The organism is Bacillus cereus (genome assembly GCF_007678085.1).
Lineage (GTDB): Bacteria > Bacillota > Bacilli > Bacillales > Bacillaceae_G > Bacillus_A > Bacillus_A cereus_BE.
Window position 1 is genome coordinate 15334 of record NZ_VEDW01000001.1, and the last position, 26078, is coordinate 41411.

Consider the following 26078-nt stretch of genomic DNA (forward strand, 5'->3'; position numbering starts at 1 on the left):
TTTTGACAAAATGATGAACTTTTATTGTGAGAAATATGAAAAAGATGGACAATAATAAAAGGTAAAAACATGATTTGACCTTTATATGTTTATTATCATCGCTATGTTGTTTAAGGGAGATGAAGCGAAAAGCCGTCAAGTGTATGCGGTTGCCAAGTCTTTCTAATGTAAGGTAAGATAAATTCGAGGTGAAAAAAAGAAATGGAACGATTACAAAAAGTGATTGCGCAAGCAGGTATTGCATCGAGAAGAAAGGCTGAGGAATTAATTCAGCAAGGAAAAGTGAAAGTTAACGGAAAAATAGTGAAGGAGTTAGGAACGAAAGTAACTCCTCAAGATAAAGTAGAAGTAAATAACATCCCTCTTGAAAAAGAAGAACCTGTTTATTTTTTACTATATAAACCAACTGGCGTAATTTCAAGTGTATCAGATGATAAAGGAAGAAATGTTGTAACAGACTTTTTCCCTGAAATTACACAACGTTTATTCCCAATCGGACGCTTAGATTATGATACGTCTGGCGTATTATTAATGACAAATGATGGGGACTTCGCAAACGTATTAATGCACCCTAGATATAAAGTTGAAAAAACATATGTTGCAAAAATAAAAGGTCCACTAACAGGTGAGAAAATTCGCATGTTGGAACGTGGTGTTGCACTAGAAGATGGAAAAACAGCACCAGCGCGTGTGAAAATTATTTCTTGGGACAAGCGTAAAGAAATGGCGATTGTACAATTAACAATTCATGAAGGACGTAACCGCCAAGTACGTCGTATGTTTGAAGCTTTAGATTGTAAAGTAGTAAAACTAAAGCGTGAACGCTATGCCTTTTTAGAAGTAGGAAGTCTGCGACCTGGTGATGCGAGAGAATTGACACCACATGAGGTGAAACAATTACGTGCATTGGCTTCTACAAAGCCTCGCTAATCAATATTGTGAAACTTTCACCAGTGGAATACTCCGCTGGTGATTTATTAAAAAATACATATATTCATCACTCGTCGAAGAGAGGGGAGACAGTATGAAAAAAAATCGCTTATTATTTCGCGTTATTATTCTGCTCATTTTAAGCGGTGCTGTAGGGTTTACCCTTTATCAAGGATTCTTTGCTGATAAAGAGAAAATGCAAATTGGAAAAGAAGCGCCTAACTTTGTTGTGACAGATTTAGAAGGAAAGAAAATTGAACTAAAAGATCTAAAGGGAAAAGGTGTATTTTTAAACTTTTGGGGCACTTGGTGTAAACCTTGTGAGAAAGAAATGCCTTATATGAATGAATTATATCCAAAGTATAAAGAAAAAGGCGTAGAAATCATTGCGTTAGATGCAGATGAAACAGATATTGCTGTTAAGAACTTTGTGAAACAATATGATTTGAAATTCCCAGTTGCCATTGATAAAGGTCAAAAAATTATAGGTACATATGGGGTAGGACCATTACCGACAAGCTTTCTCATTGATAAAGATGGAAAAGTAGTTGAACAAATTATAGGTGAACAAACGAAAGAACAGTTAGAGGGATATTTAAAGAAAATTACTCCGTAATAAAGAAAGCCTTTACATAAGAGGTGCATCCTTATAGTGCCTCTAGTTTAAAGATTCTGAGTATTGCGGTAACTTGAGGTTAGAATATACAATAGTACATATAGATACAGAGGCGGTGAGAGTGTTGAAAGAAATTAAGTGTGAATGTGGACATGTTAATCCAATAGGAACTGTTTTTTGTGAAGCTTGTGGGAAACCATTTGAAAGCAATGAAAATATAAAACTATTGGATATGCGCTATGAGGGGAGTGCTCGAAGATCTCTCACGCAAACAAAAACGATAGTCGATAAAATTTGGAGCTTTTTCTCTTCTGTAAAAGTGGGTGTATGGCTCATTGTAATCACTTTAGCTGCATCAGCGATAGGAACTATTTTTCCGCAAGAAATGTACATAACTCCAGGGATTGCACCAGCTGAATATTATAAGCAAGAATACGGATTTTTAGGGCAATTATACTATCAATTAGGGTTTAATAATTTATACGGTTCATGGTGGTATATGATTTTAATTGCTTCAATTGGTATTTCACTTGTGATATGTAGCTTAGACCGTGTCATTCCGCTTTATAAAGCATTAAAGAAGCAAGGGGTGAAAAGACACCCTAGCTTTTTAAAGAGACAAAGATTATACGGCACTGGTACACCGCAAGATGGTGATTTGGAAAGAGTGCAAATGAATTTAAAGAAAACGAACTATAATGTGAAATTGGAAGATGGGAACATTTTAGCTGAAAAGGGACGGTTTTCACGTTGGGGTCCATATGTGAATCATATTGGTCTCATTATCTTTTTATTCGGTGCAATGCTCCGTTTTTTACCGAGTATGTATGTAGACGAAGCGCTTTGGTTACGTGATGGTGAAATGAAAGAAATACCAGGAACGGATGGTCAATACTATTTAAAAAACGAGAAATTTATAAAGGAAGTTTATGATAAAAGTAAGGACAAGGAAGTTTTTGATGAAGCAATTGACCGTGTAGGTGATAAAATGATTGCGAAAAATTTCCAAACGAATGCTGTATTGTATAAAGTGGTCGGCGAAAATATAGCAGGAGAAAAACCTAAATTGGAAAAGGTAAAAGAAGCGGAAATTCGAGTGAATGAACCACTGAAATTTGATCAATTTGCTGTATATCAAGTGGATTACAAAGAAAGTGAATTTAAAAGTATGTCATTCCATTTGCAAAACAAAGAAAATAATCAAAAGTGGGGACCAATCAAAGTTGATTTAACGAATCCTACAGAAAAATTTGATTTAGGAAATGGTTATTCTTTAGAACTATTAAGCTATTTTCCTGATTTTTATTTTGACGAGAATGGAAGACCGAACACAAAAACGAAATTACCAAACAACCCTGCATTTGTATTTAAAATGTTTACGCCTGAAATACCAGATGGTGAAGTGAGTTTTGTTGGTATTCAGCAAAATATAGAACCTGATGGAAATAATAAATATAAAATGTCGTTTGCAGGTGTGGAAATGCAAAATGCAACAGCACTTACTGTAAGGAAAGATTTAACGCTTTGGATTCTCGGTATTGGAGGATTTATATTTATGGTTGGTGTCATTCAAGGGATGTATTGGAATCATCGCCGTATTTGGATACAACGCGTTAATGATGAATGGTGGATTGCAGGACATACGAATAAAAATTGGTTCGGTTTAAAGAAAGATATTGAAAGAGTACTAGAAGGTACAGTAATTCCGCAGCCAAGCGATAAAGTAGTGGATAAAAAAATCAGTTAAGGTGGGGAAACGATATGGTGCAAATAAGTAGTAACTTTCTCTTTACCGCATTTATTTTATATTTAATTGCAACTCTATTTTTCGGGGGAGCAATTAAAGAAAAAGGTCATAAATGGGCAAATATAGGAATAACGATTACAATTTTAGGGTTTATTGCACAAACAGTATATTTTGTTACAAGATGGATTGCATCAGGACATGCACCAGTTAGTAACTTTTTTGAATTCGGTACATTTTTCGGCATGATGCTTGTCGGAGCATTTATTGTCATGTATTTTATGTATCGCGTAAGTATAATCGGACTCTTTGCATTACCGGTTGCGCTTTTATTAATTGCCTATGCAAGTATGTTTCCGAGGGAAATATCTCCGCTTATTCCATCTTTAAAAAGTAATTGGTTACATATTCATGTGACAACTGCAGCAGCAGGACAAGCAATTTTAGCAATTAGTTTTATTACGGGCGTTATGTATCTATTGAAGAATGTAGATCAATCAACGAGAAGCAAACGTACATTTTGGCTAGAAACGGTCGTATTCACACTTGTTTGTACAGTTGGGTTTATTGGAGTGACAACGGTATTTTCTAGTATGAAATATGAAGCAAAGTTTCAATGGATTGATAAAAATGAACAACAAGTGGAAATGAAGTACAATCTTCCGGCTTTAGTGGGACCGCACGAAGGGAAGTTATTGACGGAAAATAAATTAGAGCCGACAGTTGAAGTTCCAGCGATTGTAAATGCAAAGAAATTAAATACTGTAATTTGGTCTGTGTTAGTCGGAACATTGCTTTATATCGTATTAAGGCTTACTTTACGTAAACGAGTATCAGCGGCGCTCCAGCCGTTAGTAAGGAATACGAATAGTGATTTACTAGATGAAATCGGATATCGATCTATTGCAATTGGATTCCCTGTTTTCACATTAGGTGCATTGATTTTTGCGATGATTTGGGCTCAAATAGCGTGGACACGTTTTTGGGGCTGGGATCCAAAAGAGGTTTGGGCGCTTATTACTTGGCTCTTTTATGCGGCGGTATTACATTTACGCTTATCGAAAGGGTGGCATGGAGAGAAGTCGGCATGGTTAGCGGTAATTGGTTTTGCAATCATTATGTTTAACTTTATTGTAGTAAACTTAATTATCGCGGGTTTACATTCATATGCATAGAGAAATAAAATAGGAGAGTGTATGTCACTTTCCTATTTTATTTTTGTCAACTTTTCTTCTTTTTTGAGAAAAACATGACAAAGTAGCGGTTGATTTTGTAAAATGATGTCGAGGACATTATATACTGTTCAAAAAAAATACATAGTTTTGGAAAAAAATTGAACAAAGTTTATTATTCTTGTGAAGCATAATATGGGAAGTGAAACATTTAGAAGATTGCTTAAATAAACGAGAATAGCGCAACATACTAGTGTAGAAGGGTAGGTGTAAACCGTTGTGGTAAAAGTACGCAACGGGTAGAAATGGAAAATGAATCAAGAATTTTAATTGTAGACGATGAGGATCGTATTCGTCGTTTGTTGAAAATGTATTTAGAAAGAGAACAATACACGATTGAAGAAGCGGACAATGGTGATACAGCTTTAGAAATGGCACTGCAAAATGATTACGACTTGATCTTATTAGATCTTATGATGCCTGGTAAAGATGGTATTGAAGTGTGTAAAGGGGTTCGTGAGAAGAAAGCGACGCCAATTATTATGTTGACAGCAAAGGGTGAAGAGGTAAATCGAGTACAAGGGTTTGAGGTAGGAACTGATGATTATATTGTGAAACCATTTAGCCCACGTGAAGTAGTGCTTCGTGTGAAAGCGGTCTTACGCCGTTCTGTACCGACGACATTCTTTACACAGGATACAACGACAAAAGATGTTACTGTGTTCCCTCATTTAACAATTGATAATGATGCACACCGTGTTACAGCAGATGGGAATGAAGTGAACTTAACACCTAAAGAGTACGAATTACTATTATTCTTAGCGAAAGCGCCTGATAAGGTATTTGATCGTGAGCAATTGTTAAAAGAAGTATGGCAATATGAATTCTTCGGAGATTTACGTACAGTTGATACGCATGTAAAGCGTTTACGTGAGAAGTTAAGTAAAAAATCACCAGATGCGGCGAAGATGATTGTTACCGTTTGGGGCGTAGGTTACAAATTTGAGGTTGTGAACGACTGATGCTTTGGAGAAGTGTAGTAGGAAAGTTATGGATGACTATATTACTTCTCGTTTCGTTTGTGCTTGGATTTGTTGCGATTTTACTTTCACAGTTTTTTAGAACATATTATGTTGATATGAGTGAAGCTAGGCTGCAAAAAGTTGCAACAAGTGTTTCAGAGTTAATTGAAGAAGGTGCCGATGTAAAAACGATTGAGAATATCGCGTACAAATTCTCTGATCCACTTTCAAGGATCATTATTGTAGAAGATGGTAAAGAAATATCATCTTCGCCGAAACAAGAAGGATTAGTCACTCTTACAATGGATGATTTGAAAGAAGATAAAGAATTAGCGGCTGTTTTCACAGACAAAAAAGAAATTAAGAATAACATTAGAAAAGCCTCTAATAGTAGAAAGAATAAAAATACTGAAAATGATATTATGATTGTCGGAAAACCAGTGCAGTCAAAAAATCAAAGTGCAGTGTTCGTATACGAATCTTTACAAGTACCGATACAAGGCATGGAGAGAACGACTGATTTTATATTCTTATCAGCAGGGATTGCGATTATATTAACAACGTTCTTTGCATTCTTCTTGTCTACTCGAATTACAGCACCACTCCGTAAAATGCGTGAAGTTGCTTTTGAGGTGGCGCGTGGGAAGTTTGATGCGAAAGCTCCTATGGTGTCTCAGGACGAGATTGGTGAGCTTGCAACGGCCTTAAATCAAATGGGGAAACAGTTGAAGTTTAATATGAATGCACTGCAGCAAGAAAAAGAACAGTTAGCTAGTATTTTAAGTAGTATGGCAGATGGGGTTATTACGTTAAATCAAGAAGGTGAAGTCGTTGTAATTAATCCGCCGGCTGAGCATTTCTTACAAGTTTGGCAAGAGGAAAAGGAAGTAGAGCTCAGTAAAAAACTACCTTCTGAACTTGTTGAACTATTCCATCTCGTTGTAGAAAGCGAACAACAACAAGTGGTTGAAATTAATTTGCAAAAAGGGAACTATGTAGTTCTTATGACGCCACTTTACAACCAAACGAAAATTCGTGGTGCTGTAGCTGTATTACGTGATATGACGGAAGAACGCCGTCTCGAGAAGATGCGTCAAGACTTTATTGCGAACGTATCACATGAACTGCGTACACCGATGGTAATGCTTCAAGGGTATAGTGAAGCGATTTTAGATGATATTGTGCAAACGAAAGAAGAAATTAATGAATTTGTTCAAATCATTTATGATGAATCCGTTCGTTTAGGCAAACTTGTAAATGAATTATTAGATTTAGCACGTATGGAAAGTGGTAATGTAGAGTTACATATAGGTGAAGTAGATATTCATCCTTTCGTTGAAAAAATAGGTCGTAAATTCCAAGGAATTGCAAAGGATAAAGAAGTCGCATTAACGGTTGATTTCCAAAATCCAATTGAGCAATACCCATTTGATGCAGATCGTATGGAACAAGTATTGACGAATTTAATTGATAACGCAATTCGTCATACGAATGCAGGCGGACATGTAACACTTGTAATTGATACGAAAAATAATGGTCTTACTTTTGAAGTGCAAGATTCGGGCGCTGGCATTCCCGAAGAAGATATTCCATTTTTATTTGATCGTTTCTACAAAGCTGATAAAGCAAGAACACGTGGAAAAAAAGGTGGAACAGGGCTCGGGCTGGCGATTGCAAAAAATATTGTGCAAGGCCATGATGGTAAAATTGCTGTTTCAAGTGTTGTTGGAGAGGGAACTACATTCTCTGTATATTTACCAAATCGTATAATTTAGATATGTATTTTTTAAGGTGATAATGAATAAAGTTCTACTGTTTTTTATTTTTTTGTAAAATCAATTAAATAAATAATAGTAGAACTTTTTTTCTATCTTAGTCGAATGAAGAAAAATAAGAGGGGTGTCGTGAAACGATGAAATTATACACGAAAACAGGAGATAAAGGGACAACAAGTGTAATAGGCGGCAGAGTGGATAAAGATAATATCCGAGTTGAAGCATATGGCACGATAGATGAGGCGAATTCTCATATTGGATACGCAATGACTAAACTACAAGGCGGGTCTTTTGGAGATATTTACAATGAACTTGAAAATATTCAACATGAACTATTTGATTGCGGGAGCGACTTGGCGATAGTAGAGGGGAAAATTCCTTATAAAGTAACGATTGAAATGGTCGAAAGCTTGGAAATAAGGATTGATTCGTATATAGAAGAAGCACCGCCGTTAGAGCGTTTTATTTTACCAGGTGGTAGCGAGTCGGCAGCTGCTATTCATATTGCACGTACAGTTGTAAGGCGAGCAGAACGATGTGTAGTGTCCTTGCAAAAAGAAGGGGAAATAAATGAAGTTGTTCTAAAGTATGTAAATAGATTATCTGATTATTTGTTTGCGGTAGCTAGAGTAATAAACGCTCGATTACAAGTACAAGATGTGGAGTATAATCGCAGTGCAATAGTTTTTCGTGACAAAAAAGAGGAGTAAGTGGAGTGATTCACTTTCTTTTTTTTTTTGTATACTTTTTTCTGTAATATACCAAAATAGAGGAGGTATGGTGTTAATTAGAAAACGGAGGATGTATATGAAAGTGTTAAAATGTGGCGTCATGTTATTGACGGTATTGTTTTTATCTCAATTACATGTGTACGCAGAGGGAAATCGATGGACATGGCCTGTTGAAGGGCAGATAAGTGATTATTTTGGGACAAGGCACGGAAAACACTACGGTATAGATATAGCGGCACCGATCGGCGCGCCTGTGGTAGCTATTCAAGAAGGTAAGGTAACAAAGTCTTATTATTCAAGTAGTTATGGAAACGTCGTATTTATTAAACATGGAGAATATGAGGCTGTGTATGCACATTTAAATAAGAGATATGTAGTTCAAGGGGATTATATTTCAAAAGGGGAAATAATTGGAGAAGTAGGAAATACAGGAGAATCACGAGGTGCACATTTACATTTGGAAGTTCATCAAGGAAGATGGACGATGGCAAAACAGAATGCGATGAATCCATTGCTTGTTTTACATGAACAAAGAAATGAAGTCGTTTCTTCATCGTTATATGTCGTGCAAAAAGGGGACACTTTAGTTAGTATTGCACGGAAATTTAGTATGTCAGTTAAGGAAATTAAAGAAAAAAATGGGCTGCAGCAAGAGCTGATTTATCCAAATCAACAATTATACGTAAAGCAAAAGAAGAGCTAGTTAAACTAGCTCTTCTTTTACCAAAAAATAAAGACACATATAAATCCAGAAATAGCTAAGTAGCTATATAAGTAAAATACTTTTGTTCTTGTTTTTTCGTTTGTTCGAAACAGTACAATAGTCGGTTCAATTAAACCGATTGTCAAACAAAGTAAGCCAAGAAGCATACAACCGATTGAAATGGAATACAGGGCGATTTGTGGTGCTTGAAATGGAATCATCCATTTTAATAAGAACGCAATAAGTGCAGTGTAGCAAATGCTGCCGATGTATTTATTCAATGGTGCATTAGAACGGAAACCTGGAAGCTTTTTTAAGAAAGAGCGGGAAACAACTTCAGTTTGTAAAGATGTATGCTCTTCAATTATTTTTTGAGCTTCTTTTCCTTTTTGGAAAAGGGATAATATCCAGTTTCGCTCCCCTTGAAAAATAAATTGAGAAGTTGTTAAATAATGATCAACCTTCACTTTATTCCAACTCTTCCACGGATGACGCTCACACAATTTTAATTTACTCTCTGTTTTTTTATCATACTGATAAATACTGATGCCATCTTCATCGAAAGTAGCATAGTATGTCTCACTTGAGAATGTGCCTAAATCAATTGGACAGTAGAAAAGTAATTCTTTTTTTAAGTAAAAGTATTCTTTTCTTAAGTTTTTTTTCATTGCTTCTCGAATAGAGTGTCTCTTTTCTTTCTTCATGACATTTCCTCCATAATCCAGAAAATGTTCTTATCTTAACAATTCAACATCTTATCACTTTTAACTATATATGACTAGTGGATTCATAGGAGAAATGCCTAATACTAAAAAATCTGGGGTGTATTGTAAAATATAGTGATTGGTTTCGATTACATAAAATTAATAACTTATTTATAATAAGTTACAATTTTTTTGTTCACAACACGATCATGTTGTTGTATAATGAAGGGGAAAATAGAATATCGGTCTATCTTCGGGGCAGGGTGAAAATCCCGACCGGCGGTGATGAACTATATATGATTTTGTTCTAAGCCCGCGAGCCGTTAAGGCAGGATTTGGTGTGATTCCAAAGCCGACAGTATAGTCTGGATGGGAGAAGATGGAGGTTCAAGCGTTCAAAAAAGATATGGATTTGAACGTCTGTTTGATGTGCCTTAAATTCTCCCTTTGTGTAAAAACACAAAGGGTTTTTTCGTTCTATGAAAAAGTAGGCATAGCAGAACCTTTCCACTTTCCATGAGATGATCGATGGAAAAGGAGAGAGAAAGATGAAACAAAAAAACAGTGTAGTGCAGATGGTGAGTGTAGCGATGCTAAGTAGTATTGCATATTTACTGATGATGTTGGATTTCCCGTTCCCAGGGCTTCCGCCATTTTTAAAAATTGATTTTAGTGATGTGCCAGCTTTAATTGCTGCGATTATTTTTGGGCCAGTTGCAGGGATAATTGTAGAGGCCATAAAGAATATTTTACATTACGGGATTCAAGGGAGTTTAACGGGAGTACCAGTTGGAGAAATTGCTAACTTTATTGCAGGATGTTTATTTATTGGACCGGCAGCTTTCTTATTTAGAAAGTATCGTACTGTTAAGAGTTTAACGACAGGATTAATGCTAGGGACAATTACAATGGCGCTCATTATGAGTGTATTAAATTACATCATTATATTCCCGGCTTACACTTGGTTTTTAAATTCACCAGCTATGTCTAGCGAGGCTATAAGAACAACGGTTGTAACGGCAATCTTACCATTTAATTTGATTAAAGGAATTGTTGTGACAATTGTTTTTGTAGCGTTATTCTCACGCCTGAAAGTATGGGTGTTTGCAAAAATGAAAAATGCATAAAAAAATAAATTGAAACTTTAATCAGTAAAGGTTTTGTTCATCCACTCACTGATTATCAGCCTTCACCAATCGGGCTTTTACGGGCAGTTGGTCCCTCACCTAACTTCTTGGCTTTCGCTGAATTTTGAGGTGGGGTCTTATTGTCCGGCAAATAGCGGGATAAAAAACCATTAGTAGTATGGAGCTACTAATGGTTTTTTATTAAGTGGAATGAAAATAGAAAACAAAAAATATCCCTCATATTAATGAGGGATATTTTTTGAAGTTAATAAAAGACTATTCGAATTTTAAAGCATCGCCTTCGAATGATTCGTCAGCAACTTTAATTGAGTCAGTTGGACAACCTTCGAATGCATCCATCATATCTTCAAGTAATACATCTGGAATTTCAACGATACCTTGGTTATCGTCTAACGTTACAAATGCAATACCTTCATCATCATAGTCATAAATGTCTGGTGCAGCAGCGCCACAAGCACCACATGCGATACAAGTATCTTTATCAACGATTGTATATTTTGCCATCTTTTTTCCCTCCTAATAATATGTATGTGAAAAGCTCGCCATAAAAATTATAACCTTATTGTAAAACGGTTTTTAAAACTTTTCAACATAAAATTATAATGATAATGCTTATCAATTAGGGTGTCAACTAATTTTTGTATTATGTCATAAGATTTTCAAAATACGTAAATGTTATTTCGTTTGGTACAATAGACTATATACAAGTATATGGTGCCGATATGATAAGTTTGATGAGTAACGGTGGTGCAATCATACTAAAAGCAATTAAATTAGACTGAAAGGTGGAAGCGGTAATGCAACTACAATATACTTTATTGTATTGTTTAAAACAATTGAATGGTGAAAGGACCGTTTCTTCTATTTATTATTTATTAAAAGGAAAACGATCTTCGCAAACGTTACAAGATGGAAATATGTTCCGAATTTCTTTTTTGTTTGGAATATATAAATCGTTAAATAGAACAGACTATGATCGTGAAGTTGCAAAGTTGTTGCGAGCAGATTTGATTCAAGAAATACATGAAAATACATATTTGTTAACATCTAAAGGTAAAATGCAGTTACATACATGGGAGAAAGTGTATGCTTTTCCGGCCCATTTACATGGTTTACACTATGGTGAATTAGGTGAAACATTTTGGAAAAGATTATCATTAATTATTCAAACGATATCTAATTTACAACAGAATAATACGAAGTTTATTCCCATTCAACAAGATACAGAAATAATGATGTGGGTAAAACGCTTTTTAACAGGTATACCATATAGGCGAAGTGAATTGGCTAAAAGATTATGGAAAGAAATACAACATCTTTTAGGAAAAGGTGATGTGGTAGAAGCGACGATTGTAACATATCGATTAACAGGATATGAACGTATCGGTTGTACATTGCAGCAATTAGCTGAAATTACGAAACAAGATATATTACGGGTGTACTTTTTATTTTGGGGTACAATTCACTTCCTTATACAAGAAGTTCGTGATAAAGAAAATGAATTTCCACTATTAGCTGAGATTATCTCTTATCCAAATGAGAGAGCTGAATTATTTAGTTTATCAACGAAAAAAACATATAATTTTTGGAGACAAGGACGATCTTTAGATGAAATAGCGACAATTAGAAATTTAAAGGTCGCAACGATAGAAGATCATTTTGTTGAAATTGCTTTGCGAGAAAGAGATTTTTCTATCGAGATGTTTATGGAAAAAGACAAAATAGATAAAGTAACAAAAGTAATTGATGCATTACAAACACGTAAGTTGCGTGAGTTGAAACAAGCGGTTGGAGAGGATATCTCTTATTTTGAAGTTCGTCTTGTATTGGCACGGATGGAGGGTATAAATGAAACTTGAGGAATATTTATATAGGTGGTTTGGATATTCTGAATTTCGTCCAGGTCAAAAAGGGGTAATTACAGATTTATTGGAAGGAAAAGATGTTATAGCGATGCTTCCGACCGGAAGAGGGAAGTCTATGTGCTATCAACTTCCAGGGCTAATGCAAGAAGGAACAGTACTTGTTGTATCGCCATTATTATCTTTGATGGAAGATCAGGTTACGCAATTAAAATATGTTGTGAAAAACCGAGTAATTGCATTTAATAGTTTTCGGACATTACATGAAAAAAGAGAAGCGATGAAAAAATTAGCTTCATATAAATTTATTTTTGTATCACCAGAGATGTTGCAGTCGGAAGTGTTAATAAGAGAATTGAAGAAAGTTCATATTTCATTATTTGTTGTGGATGAGGCCCATTGTATTTCACAATGGGGTTATGATTTTAGACCAGACTATAAAAAACTAAATGTAGTCATTGAGAATATCGGGTCTCCTACGGTGCTAGCATTAACGGCGACAGCGACGAAAGATGTACTCCGAGATATAGCAGAGAGTTTAGATTTGAAGAATGTGACGCAGCATGTATACTCTATTGATCGTCCAAATATTGCAATGGAAGTACAATTTGTGGATACGATAGAAGAGAAGAAAGAAGCGCTTTTGGACCAGGTAATGTATTTACAAGGGCCAGGTATTGTATATTGTTCAAGCAGAGCGTGGACAGAACGTTTAACGGAATATTTAAGAGGAAAAGGCGTGACTGGTGTCGCTTTTTATCATGGTGGTATGGAACATGAAGAGCGTATGTTAATTCAACAGCAGTTTATGAATGATCAGTTGCAGCTTGTAATATGTACCAGTGCTTTTGGTATGGGAGTAAATAAGTCGAATACAAGATATATTATTCATTTCCATTATCCGACTAATATAGCTTCCTATTTACAAGAAATCGGAAGAGCTGGAAGAGATGGTGAACCGAGTATAGCTATCTTACTATGTAGTCCGTTAGATCACGATTTACCAATTTCAATAATTGAAGACGAATTGCCAAGTCAGTCGCAAATACAATTTTTATTTTCTTTACTACAAGAAAGAATGTTTCAAACGAAAGAATTACCAATAGAAGAGGTAGAAGAAATTTGTTATAATGCAGCAAGATTTAATGAGCAATATTGGCGGTTCATCCGCTATCATCTCGAACAACTTGGAATCATACAACAGCGGAAATTAAAATTAGAGAGCTTGTCAGATGAAATTATGACCAGATTAATAGCTGAAGTAGAAATAAGGCTACGTAATAAATATAGTGAGCTAGAAAACATGAAATCATGGATACAAGTGAAAGGATGTAGACGTGAATATTTGCTGCAACAGTTCGGTTATAGAAAAGAGAACGAGTTAAAAAATTGCTGTGACTATTGTAGTATTACAAAAACAGATTATAAAAAAAGACAAGCGCAACAATCGGATTTCGACTATAATTGGGAAACAGAGTTACAAAAGCTTTTCGGTCTAGAAAAGATGGGGGAATGATGAATATTCAAAGGCATAATATTGAAGATATGAGTCCGAAAGAAATAAGGCTGAATCTGTATATCACACAGTTCATTATTATCGGTATCGGTTGTTTACTAGCATATATATTATTCCGAGATATAAAATCGGTGTATAGTCTGTGGAAATGGGAACCGGTGTCTATACTTATAATAGGTGGCTTATTAGCAATTGGTATTGTGTTATTAGATTATGTTGCAATGCGAGTATTTCCTGAGTCTTGGTTTGATGATGGTGGTATTAACGATAGGATGTTTCAAGGAATGTCAGTTATGCATCTACTCGTTATTACGTTCATTATCGGTTTTGCAGAAGAATTTTTATTTAGAGGTGTAGTGCAGACGCACTTTGGAATTGTAATAGCGAGTTTAGTATTTGCAGTGTTACATATTCGGTATATAAAAAAGCCATTTTTGTTTTGTTTCGTCTGTTTCATTAGTTTTGTCTTTGGTTATGTGTTTGAATGGACAGGAAATTTGTTTATAACAATCTTTGCACACTTTCTTGTTGATTTTATAATGGGACTCCAATTAAGAAAATAAATGGAAGGTGGTGGTGAACAACATGAGAAAACGAATTCCTGATTTTGAAGAGGAATTAGAAGTTGAGCGAGTGGAAGAAAAAGAAAGTTTACCGCCGCGTAGTGAAATTCATAGAAATAAAGAGAAAAAACAAAAGTTTAAAATGAATCATATTTTCGTCCGAGTTTTAACATTTCTATTCATATTACTACCAATTAGTATCTTATGGTATACAGATAAATATATTCAGGTGAAAAGTGATGGTAATAACGCTGGGAAGAGTGCATTTGAGGTTATTTTCTTTGATTCAGCTAAATCTGAGTCTGAGGCACCATCTGAGAAAGTAGTAACGCATACGGTAAAAGAGGGAGAAACTTTAGAAAGTATAGCGAAGCAATATTTTTCAGATGAAACTGGGATTGAAGTGATTAAAAAGTATAATGATTTACAAGAAGATGAAGTGAATGTAGGTCAAGAAATAAAAATTCCGATAAAAGATAAGTCCGCAAAGCAGGAGAGTTAGTAACATACTTGATATAAAAACTGAGGATTATCTTTATGAGGAAGGGAGTAAAAAATATATGATATGGATTATCTTATTAAGTACTCTCATATGTATTGGTATTATATTTCTTCTTGTAATGTATACAGAAGCGATGCGTAATACTGTGTTAGAACATACTTTAATATTTGAAGAATTTCCAGAAAGTTTTCAAAAAGTAAAGGTGTTTTTTATTTCTGATATTCATAGAAGAGTCATTTCAAATTCAGTAATTGAACAAGTAAAAGGAAAAGTAGACCTTGTAATTATTGGCGGTGATTTAGCGGAAAGAGGCGTCCCTTTATCGAAAATCTCTGCAAATATACAAAAGTTAAGAGCGATAGCTCCTGTATATTTTGTGTGGGGAAATAATGATTATGAGATTGAATATCATGAATTAGATGCTTTGTTATTAGAAAATAATGTGAAAGTTTTAGATAATACAAGAGTTGTATTTGAGTCTGAATTAGGAGAAAAAATTTGTTTACTCGGTGTAGATGATGTTGGTTTGAAACGTGATCGTTTAGATTTAGCGTTGGCTGATTGCAGAGAAGATGGTTTTCGCATATTAATTAGCCACAACCCTGATATAATAAATAAAATGTCTGGAAAAGAACAAATTTCACTTGTGTTAAGTGGACATACACATGGAGGACAGATTCGATTATTCCCATCTAAAAAATATTTAAAAGGTGGCGTATATAAGCGTTCAAATATGACTCTTTTTGTTAGTAATGGGTATGGAACAACGTTGATTCCACTTCGCTTCCGAGCACCTGCTCAAACACATATTATTACGTTATGCGGAGGGAAATGATGCCAACTCTAAACGGGAAATATAACATAAAAGCTGTTTCGAATATAATTGGAATTCAGCCAAGTACGCTTCGTGCATGGGAAAGACGATATCAAATTATTGCCCCGAAGCGGAATCATGCGGGGCATCGATTATATACAGAAGAGCAAATTCAAATTTTGAAATGGTTAATGGACAAGGTTTCTTCCGGCATGATGATTGGACAAGCGGTTCAATTATTAGAAGGGAATCGTTTGCAGAGTAATGTTCAAAAAGAAATACATTACGATAGAGAAGTTGTTTTAGTGGACGATTTACTACAAGCTTTGTTAAAATTTGATGAAATTACAACTTCTGCATTGTTAAACGAGGCTTTTAGTATTTATGCAACAGAAAAAGTTATAGCAAGTATTGTTCTTCAAGTGTCAAATAAATTGTTAACGTTAAAAAATAATAATGAAGTTACAATGGTGCAATTCCAATATGGCGTATCATTTTTACAAACTCGTCTGGGAATGGTGTATCATAATGCATCATCATTTTCTTCTATACACAAAGTTGTTTTGTTAGAAAATAATATGTTGAAAGGATTTGTTTTCTCAACGTATTTACGCTTAAAAGGATATGAGGTGATATATATTAGGTCAAGCTTAGCAGAAGATAGCATTTTGCAAGCTGTTGAGCAAATACAACCTACATATGTAGTAGTCTCATTTGATGACGGACGAGAACTTAAGAACGCGATGAACTACATGAATTTGTTGCAAGAAAAAAGTGAGAACCTTTCAGTTGGGTTTATAGGAGAAATAGGTACTCGAGATCAGTTGAACATTCAAACAAACCTAATTGGTGATACGAAAGAAGAATGGGATGATTGGTTAAAAATGTTAGAATAGTTGTTCGAAAAGAACCATCTATTTTCTATTTCATATAATAAAAATTATATTCATTGGTTACGTAGGGAGGGTATGGGATGAGGCTGGAACGATTAAATTACAATAAGATAAAAATTTTCTTAACATTTGATGATTTATCTGAACGAGGATTAACGAAAGAAGATTTGTGGAGAAATGCACCGAAAGTACAGCAATTGTTTCGTGATATGATGCAAGAAGCAAATAAGGAATTAGGTTTTGAAGCGGATGGTCCGATTGCAGTTGAAGTATTTTCTCTACAAGCGCAAGGGATGGTCGTAATTGTAACGAAAGAACATCAAGATGTGGATACAGATGATGAGTTCCGTGACGAGTTTATTGAAATGCAAGTGACTCTAGATGAAAGCGAGCATATACTTTATGAGTTTGCTACACTAGACGACGTAATTAACCTGTCGAATCGTTTATATAACCTTGATGTAACTGGCGGAAAACTATATACGTGGGATGGTCGTTTCTATCTTTGGATGGAAGAAGAGGAGCAAGTTCAATTACTGAAGGCAGATTTTATAGCTATTTTAGCGGAATATGGTAATCCGTCTACAGCAACTATTTATCGTCTAATGGAGTATGGTAAAGAATTAATGGCTTCTCAAGCAATTGAACAAATACACAATTACTTTGTGAAAAAACAAAACCTTAGCTAATATAACAAAGCTAAGGTTTTGTTTTTTTATTTGGAAAAACCTAAAATACTGGTCTGAAAATGTCAAAATGATCAATGGTATAGCGGGAATCATAAATACTTGGGCGTTCTTTACTTTACTTAAAAGTACCTTCTTAAGGTGTTATATATAAGTAAAATAAAAAATATTTAAATATTTAAGTATTTTACTTTTCTAAAAGCAATAAAAGGACTATAATGATAGTGAAAACGCTTGCAACAGAAAATAGTTTGTATATATTTGTTAGCGTTTTCTATTGCATTCCAAATTTAACGGTGTATACTAGGCAATGAAGGTTTACTAAACAAGTGAAATTACAGGGGGTTTACTTACTATGGTAGCCGAAAAGGGAACTCAAACAAAAACACAACAACAAAGGGAACAACATTTTGAACTATTGAATTCGACACAAATTGTTATTAGTGAAGCATTAGAAAAATTGGGTTATCCAAACGAAGTATATGAATTATTAAAAGAACCAATTCGTATGATGACAGTGAAAATACCAGTTCGTATGGATGACGGGACTGTTAAAATATTTACAGGATATCGTGCACAACATAATGATGCTGTTGGTCCAACGAAAGGTGGAATTCGCTTCCATCCGAATGTAACAGAAAATGAAGTGAAAGCACTTTCAATCTGGATGAGTTTAAAATGTGGTATTGTTGATTTACCATACGGCGGAGGTAAAGGTGGAATTATCTGTGACCCACGTGAAATGTCATTCCGTGAGTTAGAAAGATTAAGCCGCGGTTATGTACGAGCAATTAGTCAAATCGTAGGACCGACGAAAGATATTCCAGCTCCAGATGTATTCACAAACTCTCAAATTATGGCATGGATGATGGATGAGTATAGCCGTATCGATGAATTTAATTCACCAGGATTTATTACAGGTAAGCCACTTGTATTAGGTGGATCACATGGACGTGAAACAGCAACGGCGAAAGGTGTAACAATTTGTATTCGTGAAGCTGCCAAAAAACGCGACATTGATATTAAAGGTGCACGCGTTGTTGTTCAAGGATTCGGTAATGCTGGAAGCTTCTTAGCTAAATTTATGCATGATGCAGGCGCGAAAGTTATTGCAATCTCGGATGCTTACGGTGCATTGCATGATCCAAACGGATTAGATATTGATTATTTATTAGACCGTCGTGATAGCTTCGGTACAGTAACAAAACTATTTAATAATACAATTTCAAACAAAGAGTTGTTAGAACTTGATTGCGACATTTTAGTTCCAGCTGCAATTGAGAACCAAATTACAGAAGAAAATGCTAATAATATTAAAGCGAAAATCGTTGTTGAAGCTGCAAATGGTCCAACAACATTAGAAGCAACTAAAATTTTAACAGATCGCGGCATTTTACTTGTTCCAGACGTATTAGCAAGTGCTGGTGGTGTAACAGTATCTTACTTTGAGTGGGTACAAAATAACCAAGGTTACTACTGGACTGAAGAAGAAGTAGAACAACGTTTAGAAAAAGTAATGGTAAGATCATTTGATTCTATTTATGAAACAGCACAAGTTCGTAAAGTGAACATGCGCTTAGCAGCGTATATGGTCGGTGTTCGTAAAATGGCTGAAGCAAGTCGCTTCAGAGGTTGGGTATAATATTATAACGTGAGAAAACGTGATTCCTTTCGAGGGAATCACGTTTTTTTGTTGAAGTATTAGAGCGAGGTGTTGTATATGGAAAATGAAATGATGGAACGAGTAGAACAATTAGAAGAAAAGGTTAAGAGGTTAGAGGGAGAACTAGCGAGAACTACGAACCCGAAAAAAACAAGTATCGTTCGGATGTTCGGGGAAGGACTACTGTTTTTAATGTTTGGTGCAGTTGTAGTAGGGCCTATTATTGCCTTTATAATCTCGATTCTTACTTGGTTTGCTGAAAAATAAAATAAAAATAAAAAGAACGCTTGTTCTATACGAACAAACGTGCTATACTTTCCTTAGATAAACAAAACGGAAATGATTTTAAGGAGAGATAAATGATGAAAATGACAGTAGACCAAAGATTTATGATGCCAGCAGATGTTGTAGAACGAGTGGAAGTATTAAGAAACAAACAAAGTAAGCGTGGCACATTATTACAATCAGTAAATAAATTTTTCGGTTTAGATACGAAAGAAGATTGTGTTTGGTTTTACGGTTTTTATGGAGTTGCTGTAAGTATTTTATTATTTATGGTGTTCACATCAAATATTTTCAATTTTCTCTTCGCGTAAGAAATATGCGATAAAGACATTGCTACCGAATACATATATAAAGAAGTAAGGCAATCTTCTGAAGCGGGAGTTGGTAGTAATGGCGATGTTTCCTATAGAGCGTAACTATATTGGGTATGGAAGTTCACGACCGGGAATTCCTCTCTCTAAAGTAAGATTTATTGTAAGTCATGATACGGGGAACCCTGGTAGCAATGCGATAGGGAATCGGGATTATTTTAATGAAATACAACCGAAAGCTTCGGCACATACATTTATAGATGATAAAACAATATTGGAAATTGTTCCTATAAATGAAGTTGCCTATCATGTTCGGTATGGTGTGCCGACAGATAATGACTTATATGGTTATGATGCCAATAAAGCAGCCATTGGAGTGGAACTTTGTTATGGCGGTGATGTTAACTTTTGGGAAGCATATACCCGTTTTACGTGGTATCATGCGTATTTATGCCAAAACTTCGGCTTGAATCCGAAAAAAGATATCGTATCACATAAAACACTTGACCCAGCTAGAAAGATTGATCCTGAAAATGTATTAGGGAAACAAGGTATTAAATTTCAGCAGTTTTTAGCAGATGTCTATCGGATGTACGTTTCGTTTAGATGACAAATATATGAAAAATGAATACAATAAAGATAGGTGCCTACTGCTGTAAGTAGGTTTTTTCTTGTTTTAATAATTAGCGTATTGGTAGAAGACTAGGAGTGAGCTGAGTATGCAGAAAGAAACAGCTATCATAATTGGAGGCGGTCCGTGCGGATTAGCAGCAGCAATTTCGTTGCAAAAGGCAGGGATAAATCCGTTAGTAATTGAAAAAGGAAACATTGTAAATGCAATTTATAATTATCCAACTCATCAAACATTTTTCTCTTCTAGTGAAAAATTAGAAATTGGTGATGTAGCTTTTATTACAGAAAATCGTAAGCCTGTTCGAAATCAAGCGCTTGCGTATTATCGTGAAGTAGTAAAGCGTAAATCTGTACGTGTAAATGCTTTTGAACGAGTGGAGAAAGTTCAAAAAGATGGAGAAGTTTTTAATGTTGAGACGACAAAGCGTGACGGAAGTAAAGAAATATATATAGCGAAATATATTGTTGTAGCAACTGGATATTATGACAATCCAAATTATATGAATGTTCCAGGTGAGGAATTGAAGAAAGTAGCTCACTATTTTAAAGAGGGACATCCTTATTTTGATCGAGATGTAGTAGTTATAGGTGGGAAAAACTCTAGTGTAGATGCCGCGTTAGAACTTGTTAAAGCCGGTGCACGTGTAACAGTTTTATATCGCGGGAGTGAGTATTCTCCAAGCATTAAGCCATGGATTTTGCCGGAGTTTGAGGCATTAGTACGAAGTGGCACAATTCAAATGCATTTCGGGGCTCACGTGAAGGGAATTACTGAACATACATTAACGTTTACAGTTGATGATGAGGCATATACAATCCAAAATGATTTTGTATTTGCGATGACGGGTTACCATCCTGATCATAGTTTCTTAACGAAGATGGGTGTTCGGATTGATGAAGAAACAGGACGTCCGATTTATACAGAGGATACAATGGAAACGAATGCTGAAAATATTTTCATTGCAGGTGTAATCGCTGCTGGAAATAATGCGAATGAAATATTTATTGAGAACGGTCGATTTCATGGAGATGCGATTGCGCAAACCATTGCAACGAGAGAAATGTAAAAAGAAGCTGTCGAAGTTTATTTCGACAGCTTCTTTTTTAATTGTGCATAAACATATTTTGGATTGTTTCATGAGAAGTTGTATTCTCTAATGCAACTAATAATTTAATACGTGCTTTTTGAGCATTTAAACCGTATGTGAATACAATGCCCATATCTTTTAATTGTTTGCCGCCACCTTCATATGAATATACATCTTGAACGATGCCATTGAAACAACGAGAAACTAATACGACAGGAATTCCTTTGTTTATTAATCGTTCTAAACTAGGAAGTGTTCTTGGTGGTAAATTACCTTGTCCAAGTGCCTCAATAACAATCCCGTCTACTGGAAGATTTTCAATTGCTGCTAACAATGTATCGTCCATACCAGCATATGCTTTTAGAACGACTACGTTTTTAGAAACTTTATTTACTGAATATGTTTCGTGATGTACTAAAGCATGGTGGAATACAACGCCGCGCTTTGTTACCATGCCAATTGGTCCATACTGTGGACTTTGGAATGTTGCTACATTACTTGTATGTGTTTTCGTTACATTTGTAGCGCAATGAATTTCGTCATTTAATACGACTAGCACACCTTTTTCTGCAGCTTCATTACTGCTAGCGACTTTTACAGCCGATAAGAAGTTATATAGACCATCAGCACCCAATTCATTACTAGAACGCATTGCGCCAGTCACAACGATTGGAATAGTTGCTTGCACTGTTAAATCTAAGAAATAGGCTGTTTCTTCTAATGTATCCGTACCATGCGTAATGACTACGCCATGAATGTTGTCTTGTTTTACTCTTTCATCAATGATGACTTGTAATTGTAACATTTCGCTCGGTGTCATATGAGGAGATGGTAGATGGAACACATCTTCAACGATTAAATCAACATCGCCTTCTAAATCAGGAATAAATTTTAAAAGAGGATTTTTTTCACCTGGTTGTACGACCCCAGTTTCTTTATCTTCCTCCATTGCAATTGTTCCACCTGTGTGTAAAACTAGGATTCTTTTCAATGCTTATACCCCTTTCAAGTTGAAAAATACATTTAGAACATAACATGTTTTAAGTAAATTCGACAATGGAAATGTATAAAAGTATGCCTCGAAAATGACAATAAAGTTAGCTGATATATGTACGATGTGTAAAATCACGAAACGAAATGTGTAAATATAAGATAGGAGGGAGCAATTACGTTGAAAAAGATGGAGAAAATTTTTATTCGTATATTAGTAATACAATTCATTTGTCTTTTTGTTGTGCAATTGTTATTTATACATAAGTCATCAGTGAAATATTTATCTAAAATTGTTTATTATGAAGGTGTCATGGTAAAAAACAAAGCAGAAATCTTACAGGTGAATAGGTAGTTTTCATTTTCTTCTATGAAGGATTATGCTACAATAATTGAGGATTTAATGACGTGAAGCAAATGAGAAGAAGCAGGAGAATACCTGCTTTTCGTTTTGTTTTATAAGTGAAAAAATGAGGTGTTACAATGGATAAACGAATTTCAATTGCTATAGATGGTCCAGCAGCTGCTGGAAAAAGTACGGTTGCAAAAGTTGTGGCAAAGAAACTTTCTTACGTTTATATTGATACAGGCGCAATGTACCGCACGATTACATATGCAGCCCTTGAACAAAAAGTGGACATAGAAAATGAAGAGAAGTTAATGGAAGTTGTAAAGAATGTAAATATTGAGTTTCAACAAGGAGAAAATACACAACTTGTATTTTTAAATGGACAAGATGTTTCTGAAGTAATTCGTACACCTGAGGTGACGAATCGAGTATCTATTGTGGCGAAACATCGTCTTGTTCGTGAAGAAATGGTACGTCGTCAACAAGAGTTAGCGGAAAAAGGCGGCGTTGTAATGGATGGTCGTGATATTGGTACACATGTGTTACCAGATGCTGAAGTGAAAATCTTTATGCTTGCTTCTGTTGAAGAAAGAGCAGAAAGAAGACATTTAGAAAATATGAATAAAGGTTTCGATTCTAATTTAGAGCAGTTAAAAAAAGAAATTGCTCAGCGTGATAAATTAGATTCAGAACGCGAGGTTTCTCCTCTAAAGAAAGCTGATGATGCATTGGAATTAGATACAACTTCTTTATCAATTGAAGAAGTTGTCCAAAAAATTATGAGTATTGTTTCAGGAGTGTTTGCGAAATAAAGAAAGGGGATAGCCTCTTTCTTTTTTTGTTTATATAGAAATGTAAAGGATACGTGAATTATGAGTCTCTTTCCTTGACAAATGATCGGATTTGTAAGAAGTTAGTAAAAGAAGGATAAAACTTTCAGAATATATTCGCTATTATATTTCAAAACATACTTTCTTCAAGATGATTTTGCTGTATACTATTTATATAGGTTTAATATATTTTCTAGTGAAATGTATGAAAACTGAGTATGTGATGATAAATTCTTAAACATGCAAATGAAAACATATGTTTTCATTTCGTATATACATAAAAAATGCTTTGTCAATTCTGTAGGGAGGTATTTCCATGGTAGAGAAAATGAATGAAGAAGTTATGGATTCAAAAGAATTACAAGTTGGTGACGTTGTTACAGGTTCTGTAACGAAAGTTGAAGAGAAACAAGTGCTTGTAAATGTTGGATACAAAACAGATGGCGTAATTCCAATTAGTGAATTAGCTAACGTTCATATTGAAAAAGCAAGCGATGTTGTAGAATTAGATCAAACACTAGAATTAAAGGTTATTAAATTAGAAGAAAATGATCTTGTCTTATCTAAGCGTGCTGTTGATGCAGAAAAAGCATGGGTAGAATTACAAGAGAAATTTGCTACTGGTCATGTATTTGATGTGACTGTAAAAGATATCGTGAATGGTGGATTAGTTGTGGACCTTGGTGTTCGTGGTTTTATCCCAGCTTCACTTGTAGAAGTACATTATGTAGAAGATTTTACTGACTATAAAGGCAAAACATTAGCCGTGAAAATTGTTGAATTAGACCGCGAAAAAAATCGTGTAATCCTTTCGCATAAAGCAGTAGTAGAATTAGAACTAGATTCTAAGAAAAAAGAAGCAATTTCTTCATTAAAAGAAGGAGACGTTGTTGAAGGAACTGTGCAACGATTAACGGATTTTGGTGCTTTCGTTAACGTTGGTGGTGTGGACGGTTTAGTTCATATTTCACAAATTTCGCACGAACGTGTAGAGCAACCTTCTGAAGTATTAGAGCAAGGTCAAAAGGTAAAGGTAAAGGTATTATCTGTTGATGCTGATACACAACGTATTTCTTTATCGATTAAAGCAGCTCAACCGGGACCTTGGGAAAATGTTGCTGGAGAAATAAAAGCTGGCGATATTCGTGAGGGAGTAGTAAAACGTCTTGTTACATTCGGTGCATTCGTTGAAATTTTACCTGGCGTTGAAGGTCTTGTGCATGTATCTCAAATTGCAAATCGTCACGTGAAAAATCCAAATGAAGTATTGGAAATGGGACAAGAAGTAAAAGTGAAAGTGCTTGAAGTCCATGTAGCAGAGAAACGTATTTCTTTAAGTATAAAAGAAGCGCTTGAGGAAAATAATGTAATTGAAGATTATAGTCAGTATGAACCAAATGCTGATTCTGCTACTTTCCAATTAAGTGATATTATTGGTGAACAACTGAAAAAATTAAAGAAATAAAGAGGGGTACAAGTGGTAAGGGCAAAACGTAAATTAGATCATATTGAATACGCTCTTTCTACTGGTCAGTCTCGTACGCATGGCTTTCATGATATTGATTTTGTGCATCAAGGTTTGCCAAATTCAAGTTATGACACAATAACATGTGAAACAAAAATCGGCGAACTTTCACTAAGTTCGCCGATTTTTATCAATGCGATGACTGGTGGTGGAGGAGAAAAAACGTTACATGTTAATGAACAATTAGCATATGTAGCGAAACATCACAGTCTTGCTATGGCTGTAGGTTCGCAAATGGCGGCGTTAAAAGATGAAAGTGAGGCTGCTTCTTATAAGATTATCAGAAAGGTAAATCCAAATGGTATTTTCTTTGCTAATTTAGGTAGTGAGGCAACTATCGAACAGGCAGAGCGTGCCGTTGATATGATTGAAGCGAATGCATTGCAAATTCATTTAAATGTCATACAAGAGTTAACAATGCCAGAAGGAGACCGTGACTTTACTGGTGTACTTCAGCGCATTGAGAAAATTGTTTTAAATAGTAAAGTTCCTGTCATTGTAAAAGAAGTTGGATTTGGAATGAGCAAGGAAACTGTAAAGCAGTTAGCGAATATAGGTGTAACGGCAATTGATATTGGTGGACAAGGTGGTACGAATTTTGCTGCTGTTGAAAATGAAAGAAGAGAGCGAATGCTTTCTTATTTTAATAACTGGGGCATACAAACAGCTACCTCGATTATTGAAGCAACCTCTACAAATAATAACCTCTCTTTTATTGCATCTGGGGGTATACAAACAGCGCTTGACGTAGCGAAAGCAATCGCATTAGGGGCGAATACAACTGCGTTTGCTGGTTACTTTTTACGTATTTTAATGCAAGATGGTATTGAGAAGTTAGTGGATGAAATTGATCTTTTACATACAGATTTGAAATTTATTATGACAGCTCTTGGTGCGAAGACGATAGAAGAATTACAGGCTGTACCTCTTGTTGTAAAGGGCGAAACATATCATTGGTTAACGCAGCGTGGTATTGATACGATGCATTATAGTAGAAGATAAAAAATCAACCGTTGGGTTGAT

General features: G+C 35.1%; 28 protein-coding genes and 1 riboswitch. Of the genes, 25 read left to right on the top strand and 3 right to left on the bottom strand.

The window, feature by feature from the left end; all coding sequences use genetic code 11:
• Nucleotides 1–201 precede the first annotated feature (201 nt).
• The 8 genes from rluB to FS742_RS00115 all read left to right on the top strand — a co-directional run bounded on the left by rluB (nt 202) and on the right by FS742_RS00115 (nt 8693).
• Nucleotides 202–930, top strand: a complete 729-nt coding sequence (rluB, locus tag FS742_RS00080) for a 23S rRNA pseudouridine(2605) synthase RluB (RefSeq protein ID WP_063224409.1) — start codon at nt 202–204, stop codon at nt 928–930.
• Between the two features lie 94 nt (nt 931–1024).
• Nucleotides 1025–1546 carry a thiol-disulfide oxidoreductase ResA gene (gene resA / locus FS742_RS00085; protein ID WP_144610530.1) on the top strand — a complete coding sequence of 174 codons (522 nt, stop codon included), beginning with the start codon at nt 1025–1027 and terminating at the stop codon, nt 1544–1546.
• A gap of 121 nt (nt 1547–1667) precedes the next feature.
• Nucleotides 1668–3293, top strand: a complete 1626-nt coding sequence (gene resB / locus FS742_RS00090) for a cytochrome c biogenesis protein ResB (RefSeq protein ID WP_144610532.1) — start codon at nt 1668–1670, stop codon at nt 3291–3293.
• A 14-nt stretch (nt 3294–3307) separates the two neighbouring features.
• Nucleotides 3308–4465: a cytochrome c biogenesis protein ResC gene (resC, locus tag FS742_RS00095; protein WP_144610534.1), complete on the top strand. Its 1158-nt coding sequence runs from the start codon at nt 3308–3310 to the stop codon at nt 4463–4465.
• 302 nt (nt 4466–4767) lie between these two features.
• Nucleotides 4768–5484, top strand: coding sequence for a DNA-binding response regulator ResD (gene resD, locus FS742_RS00100; RefSeq protein ID WP_000426862.1), 717 nt, complete (start codon nt 4768–4770; stop codon nt 5482–5484).
• Nucleotides 5484–7259 carry a sensor histidine kinase ResE gene (resE, locus tag FS742_RS00105; protein WP_144610536.1) on the top strand — a complete coding sequence of 592 codons (1776 nt, stop codon included), beginning with the start codon at nt 5484–5486 and terminating at the stop codon, nt 7257–7259. The genes resD and resE overlap by 1 nt, the downstream gene beginning before the upstream one ends.
• A 137-nt stretch (nt 7260–7396) precedes the next feature.
• Entirely contained in the window at nt 7397–7969 is a 573-nt protein-coding gene (locus tag FS742_RS00110) for a cob(I)yrinic acid a,c-diamide adenosyltransferase (RefSeq protein WP_144610538.1), read from the top strand.
• Between the two features lie 97 nt (nt 7970–8066).
• A complete protein-coding gene (locus FS742_RS00115) occupies nt 8067–8693 on the top strand; it encodes a peptidoglycan DD-metalloendopeptidase family protein (protein ID WP_144610539.1) in 627 nt (208 codons plus the stop codon).
• A gap of 17 nt (nt 8694–8710) precedes the next feature.
• Here the strand turns inward: FS742_RS00115 and FS742_RS00120 are convergent, their stop codons facing one another.
• Entirely contained in the window at nt 8711–9397 is a 687-nt protein-coding gene (locus FS742_RS00120; RefSeq protein WP_144610541.1) for a hypothetical protein, read from the bottom strand.
• A gap of 245 nt (nt 9398–9642) precedes the next feature.
• Nucleotides 9643–9782: riboswitch (FMN riboswitch) on the top strand.
• A gap of 163 nt (nt 9783–9945) precedes the next feature.
• On the opposite strand from FS742_RS00120, the gene FS742_RS00125 reads away from it, so the two are divergent.
• Complete coding sequence (locus tag FS742_RS00125) at nt 9946–10524, top strand: ECF transporter S component (protein WP_000810851.1); 579 nt, start codon at nt 9946–9948, stop codon at nt 10522–10524.
• Between the two features lie 276 nt (nt 10525–10800).
• Here the strand turns inward: FS742_RS00125 and FS742_RS00130 are convergent, their stop codons facing one another.
• The gene (locus FS742_RS00130) at nt 10801–11049 is read right to left on the bottom strand and encodes a ferredoxin (RefSeq protein WP_088231604.1); all 249 of its coding nucleotides are present in this window, start codon (nt 11047–11049) and stop codon (nt 10801–10803) included.
• Nucleotides 11050–11342: 293 nt separating this feature from the next.
• Here FS742_RS00130 and FS742_RS00135 point away from each other — a divergent pair, with 293 nt between their 5' ends.
• The 12 genes from FS742_RS00135 (at nt 11343) to FS742_RS00190 (ending at nt 21340) form a co-directional block, all read left to right on the top strand.
• Nucleotides 11343–12404, top strand: coding sequence for a YpbB family protein (locus FS742_RS00135; RefSeq protein ID WP_144610542.1), 1062 nt, complete (start codon nt 11343–11345; stop codon nt 12402–12404).
• Complete coding sequence (locus tag FS742_RS00140) at nt 12394–13923, top strand: RecQ family ATP-dependent DNA helicase (RefSeq protein ID WP_144610544.1); 1530 nt, start codon at nt 12394–12396, stop codon at nt 13921–13923. The genes FS742_RS00135 and FS742_RS00140 overlap by 11 nt, the downstream gene beginning before the upstream one ends.
• On the top strand, nt 13923–14486 hold the full coding sequence (locus FS742_RS00145; protein WP_061677819.1) for a CPBP family intramembrane glutamic endopeptidase: 564 nt from the start codon (nt 13923–13925) through the stop codon (nt 14484–14486). Before FS742_RS00140 ends, FS742_RS00145 begins: the two co-directional genes overlap by 1 nt.
• 22 nt (nt 14487–14508) lie before the next feature.
• On the top strand, nt 14509–14988 hold the full coding sequence (locus tag FS742_RS00150) for a LysM peptidoglycan-binding domain-containing protein (RefSeq protein WP_144610546.1): 480 nt from the start codon (nt 14509–14511) through the stop codon (nt 14986–14988).
• 58 nt (nt 14989–15046) lie between these two features.
• Nucleotides 15047–15823, top strand: a complete 777-nt coding sequence (locus FS742_RS00155) for a metallophosphoesterase (protein WP_144610548.1) — start codon at nt 15047–15049, stop codon at nt 15821–15823.
• Complete coding sequence (locus FS742_RS00160) at nt 15823–16698, top strand: MerR family transcriptional regulator (protein WP_144610550.1); 876 nt, start codon at nt 15823–15825, stop codon at nt 16696–16698. Before FS742_RS00155 ends, FS742_RS00160 begins: the two co-directional genes overlap by 1 nt.
• 77 nt (nt 16699–16775) lie before the next feature.
• Nucleotides 16776–17384, top strand: coding sequence for a genetic competence negative regulator (locus FS742_RS00165; protein WP_001235391.1), 609 nt, complete (start codon nt 16776–16778; stop codon nt 17382–17384).
• Nucleotides 17385–17736: 352 nt separating this feature from the next.
• The gene (gudB, locus tag FS742_RS00170) at nt 17737–19023 is read left to right on the top strand and encodes an NAD-specific glutamate dehydrogenase (RefSeq protein WP_000225171.1); all 1287 of its coding nucleotides are present in this window, start codon (nt 17737–17739) and stop codon (nt 19021–19023) included.
• Nucleotides 19024–19101: 78 nt separating this feature from the next.
• On the top strand, nt 19102–19311 hold the full coding sequence (locus FS742_RS00175; protein WP_144610552.1) for a hypothetical protein: 210 nt from the start codon (nt 19102–19104) through the stop codon (nt 19309–19311).
• Between the two features lie 92 nt (nt 19312–19403).
• Nucleotides 19404–19640: a DUF3961 domain-containing protein gene (locus tag FS742_RS00180; RefSeq protein ID WP_144610554.1), complete on the top strand. Its 237-nt coding sequence runs from the start codon at nt 19404–19406 to the stop codon at nt 19638–19640.
• Nucleotides 19641–19719: 79 nt separating this feature from the next.
• Nucleotides 19720–20250, top strand: coding sequence for a peptidoglycan recognition protein family protein (locus FS742_RS00185; RefSeq protein ID WP_001240648.1), 531 nt, complete (start codon nt 19720–19722; stop codon nt 20248–20250).
• Between the two features lie 109 nt (nt 20251–20359).
• Nucleotides 20360–21340 carry a YpdA family putative bacillithiol disulfide reductase gene (locus FS742_RS00190; RefSeq protein WP_144610556.1) on the top strand — a complete coding sequence of 327 codons (981 nt, stop codon included), beginning with the start codon at nt 20360–20362 and terminating at the stop codon, nt 21338–21340.
• A 37-nt stretch (nt 21341–21377) separates the two neighbouring features.
• Here the strand turns inward: FS742_RS00190 and ansA are convergent, their stop codons facing one another.
• On the bottom strand, nt 21378–22352 hold the full coding sequence (ansA, locus tag FS742_RS00195) for an asparaginase (RefSeq protein ID WP_144610558.1): 975 nt from the start codon (nt 22350–22352) through the stop codon (nt 21378–21380).
• A 180-nt stretch (nt 22353–22532) separates the two neighbouring features.
• Here ansA and FS742_RS27400 point away from each other — a divergent pair, with 180 nt between their 5' ends.
• From FS742_RS27400 to FS742_RS00210, 4 genes are all read left to right on the top strand, one after another.
• Nucleotides 22533–22706: a YpfB family protein gene (locus FS742_RS27400; protein WP_186327128.1), complete on the top strand. Its 174-nt coding sequence runs from the start codon at nt 22533–22535 to the stop codon at nt 22704–22706.
• 128 nt (nt 22707–22834) lie between these two features.
• Nucleotides 22835–23512 (top strand): (d)CMP kinase, encoded by a 678-nt coding sequence (gene cmk, locus FS742_RS00200; protein WP_144610560.1) that lies wholly within the window; start codon nt 22835–22837, stop codon nt 23510–23512.
• A gap of 334 nt (nt 23513–23846) precedes the next feature.
• Nucleotides 23847–24995: a 30S ribosomal protein S1 gene (rpsA, locus tag FS742_RS00205; RefSeq protein ID WP_144610562.1), complete on the top strand. Its 1149-nt coding sequence runs from the start codon at nt 23847–23849 to the stop codon at nt 24993–24995.
• Nucleotides 24996–25007: 12 nt separating this feature from the next.
• Entirely contained in the window at nt 25008–26057 is a 1050-nt protein-coding gene (locus FS742_RS00210) for a type 2 isopentenyl-diphosphate Delta-isomerase (RefSeq protein WP_144610564.1), read from the top strand.
• Nucleotides 26058–26078 lie beyond the last annotated feature (21 nt).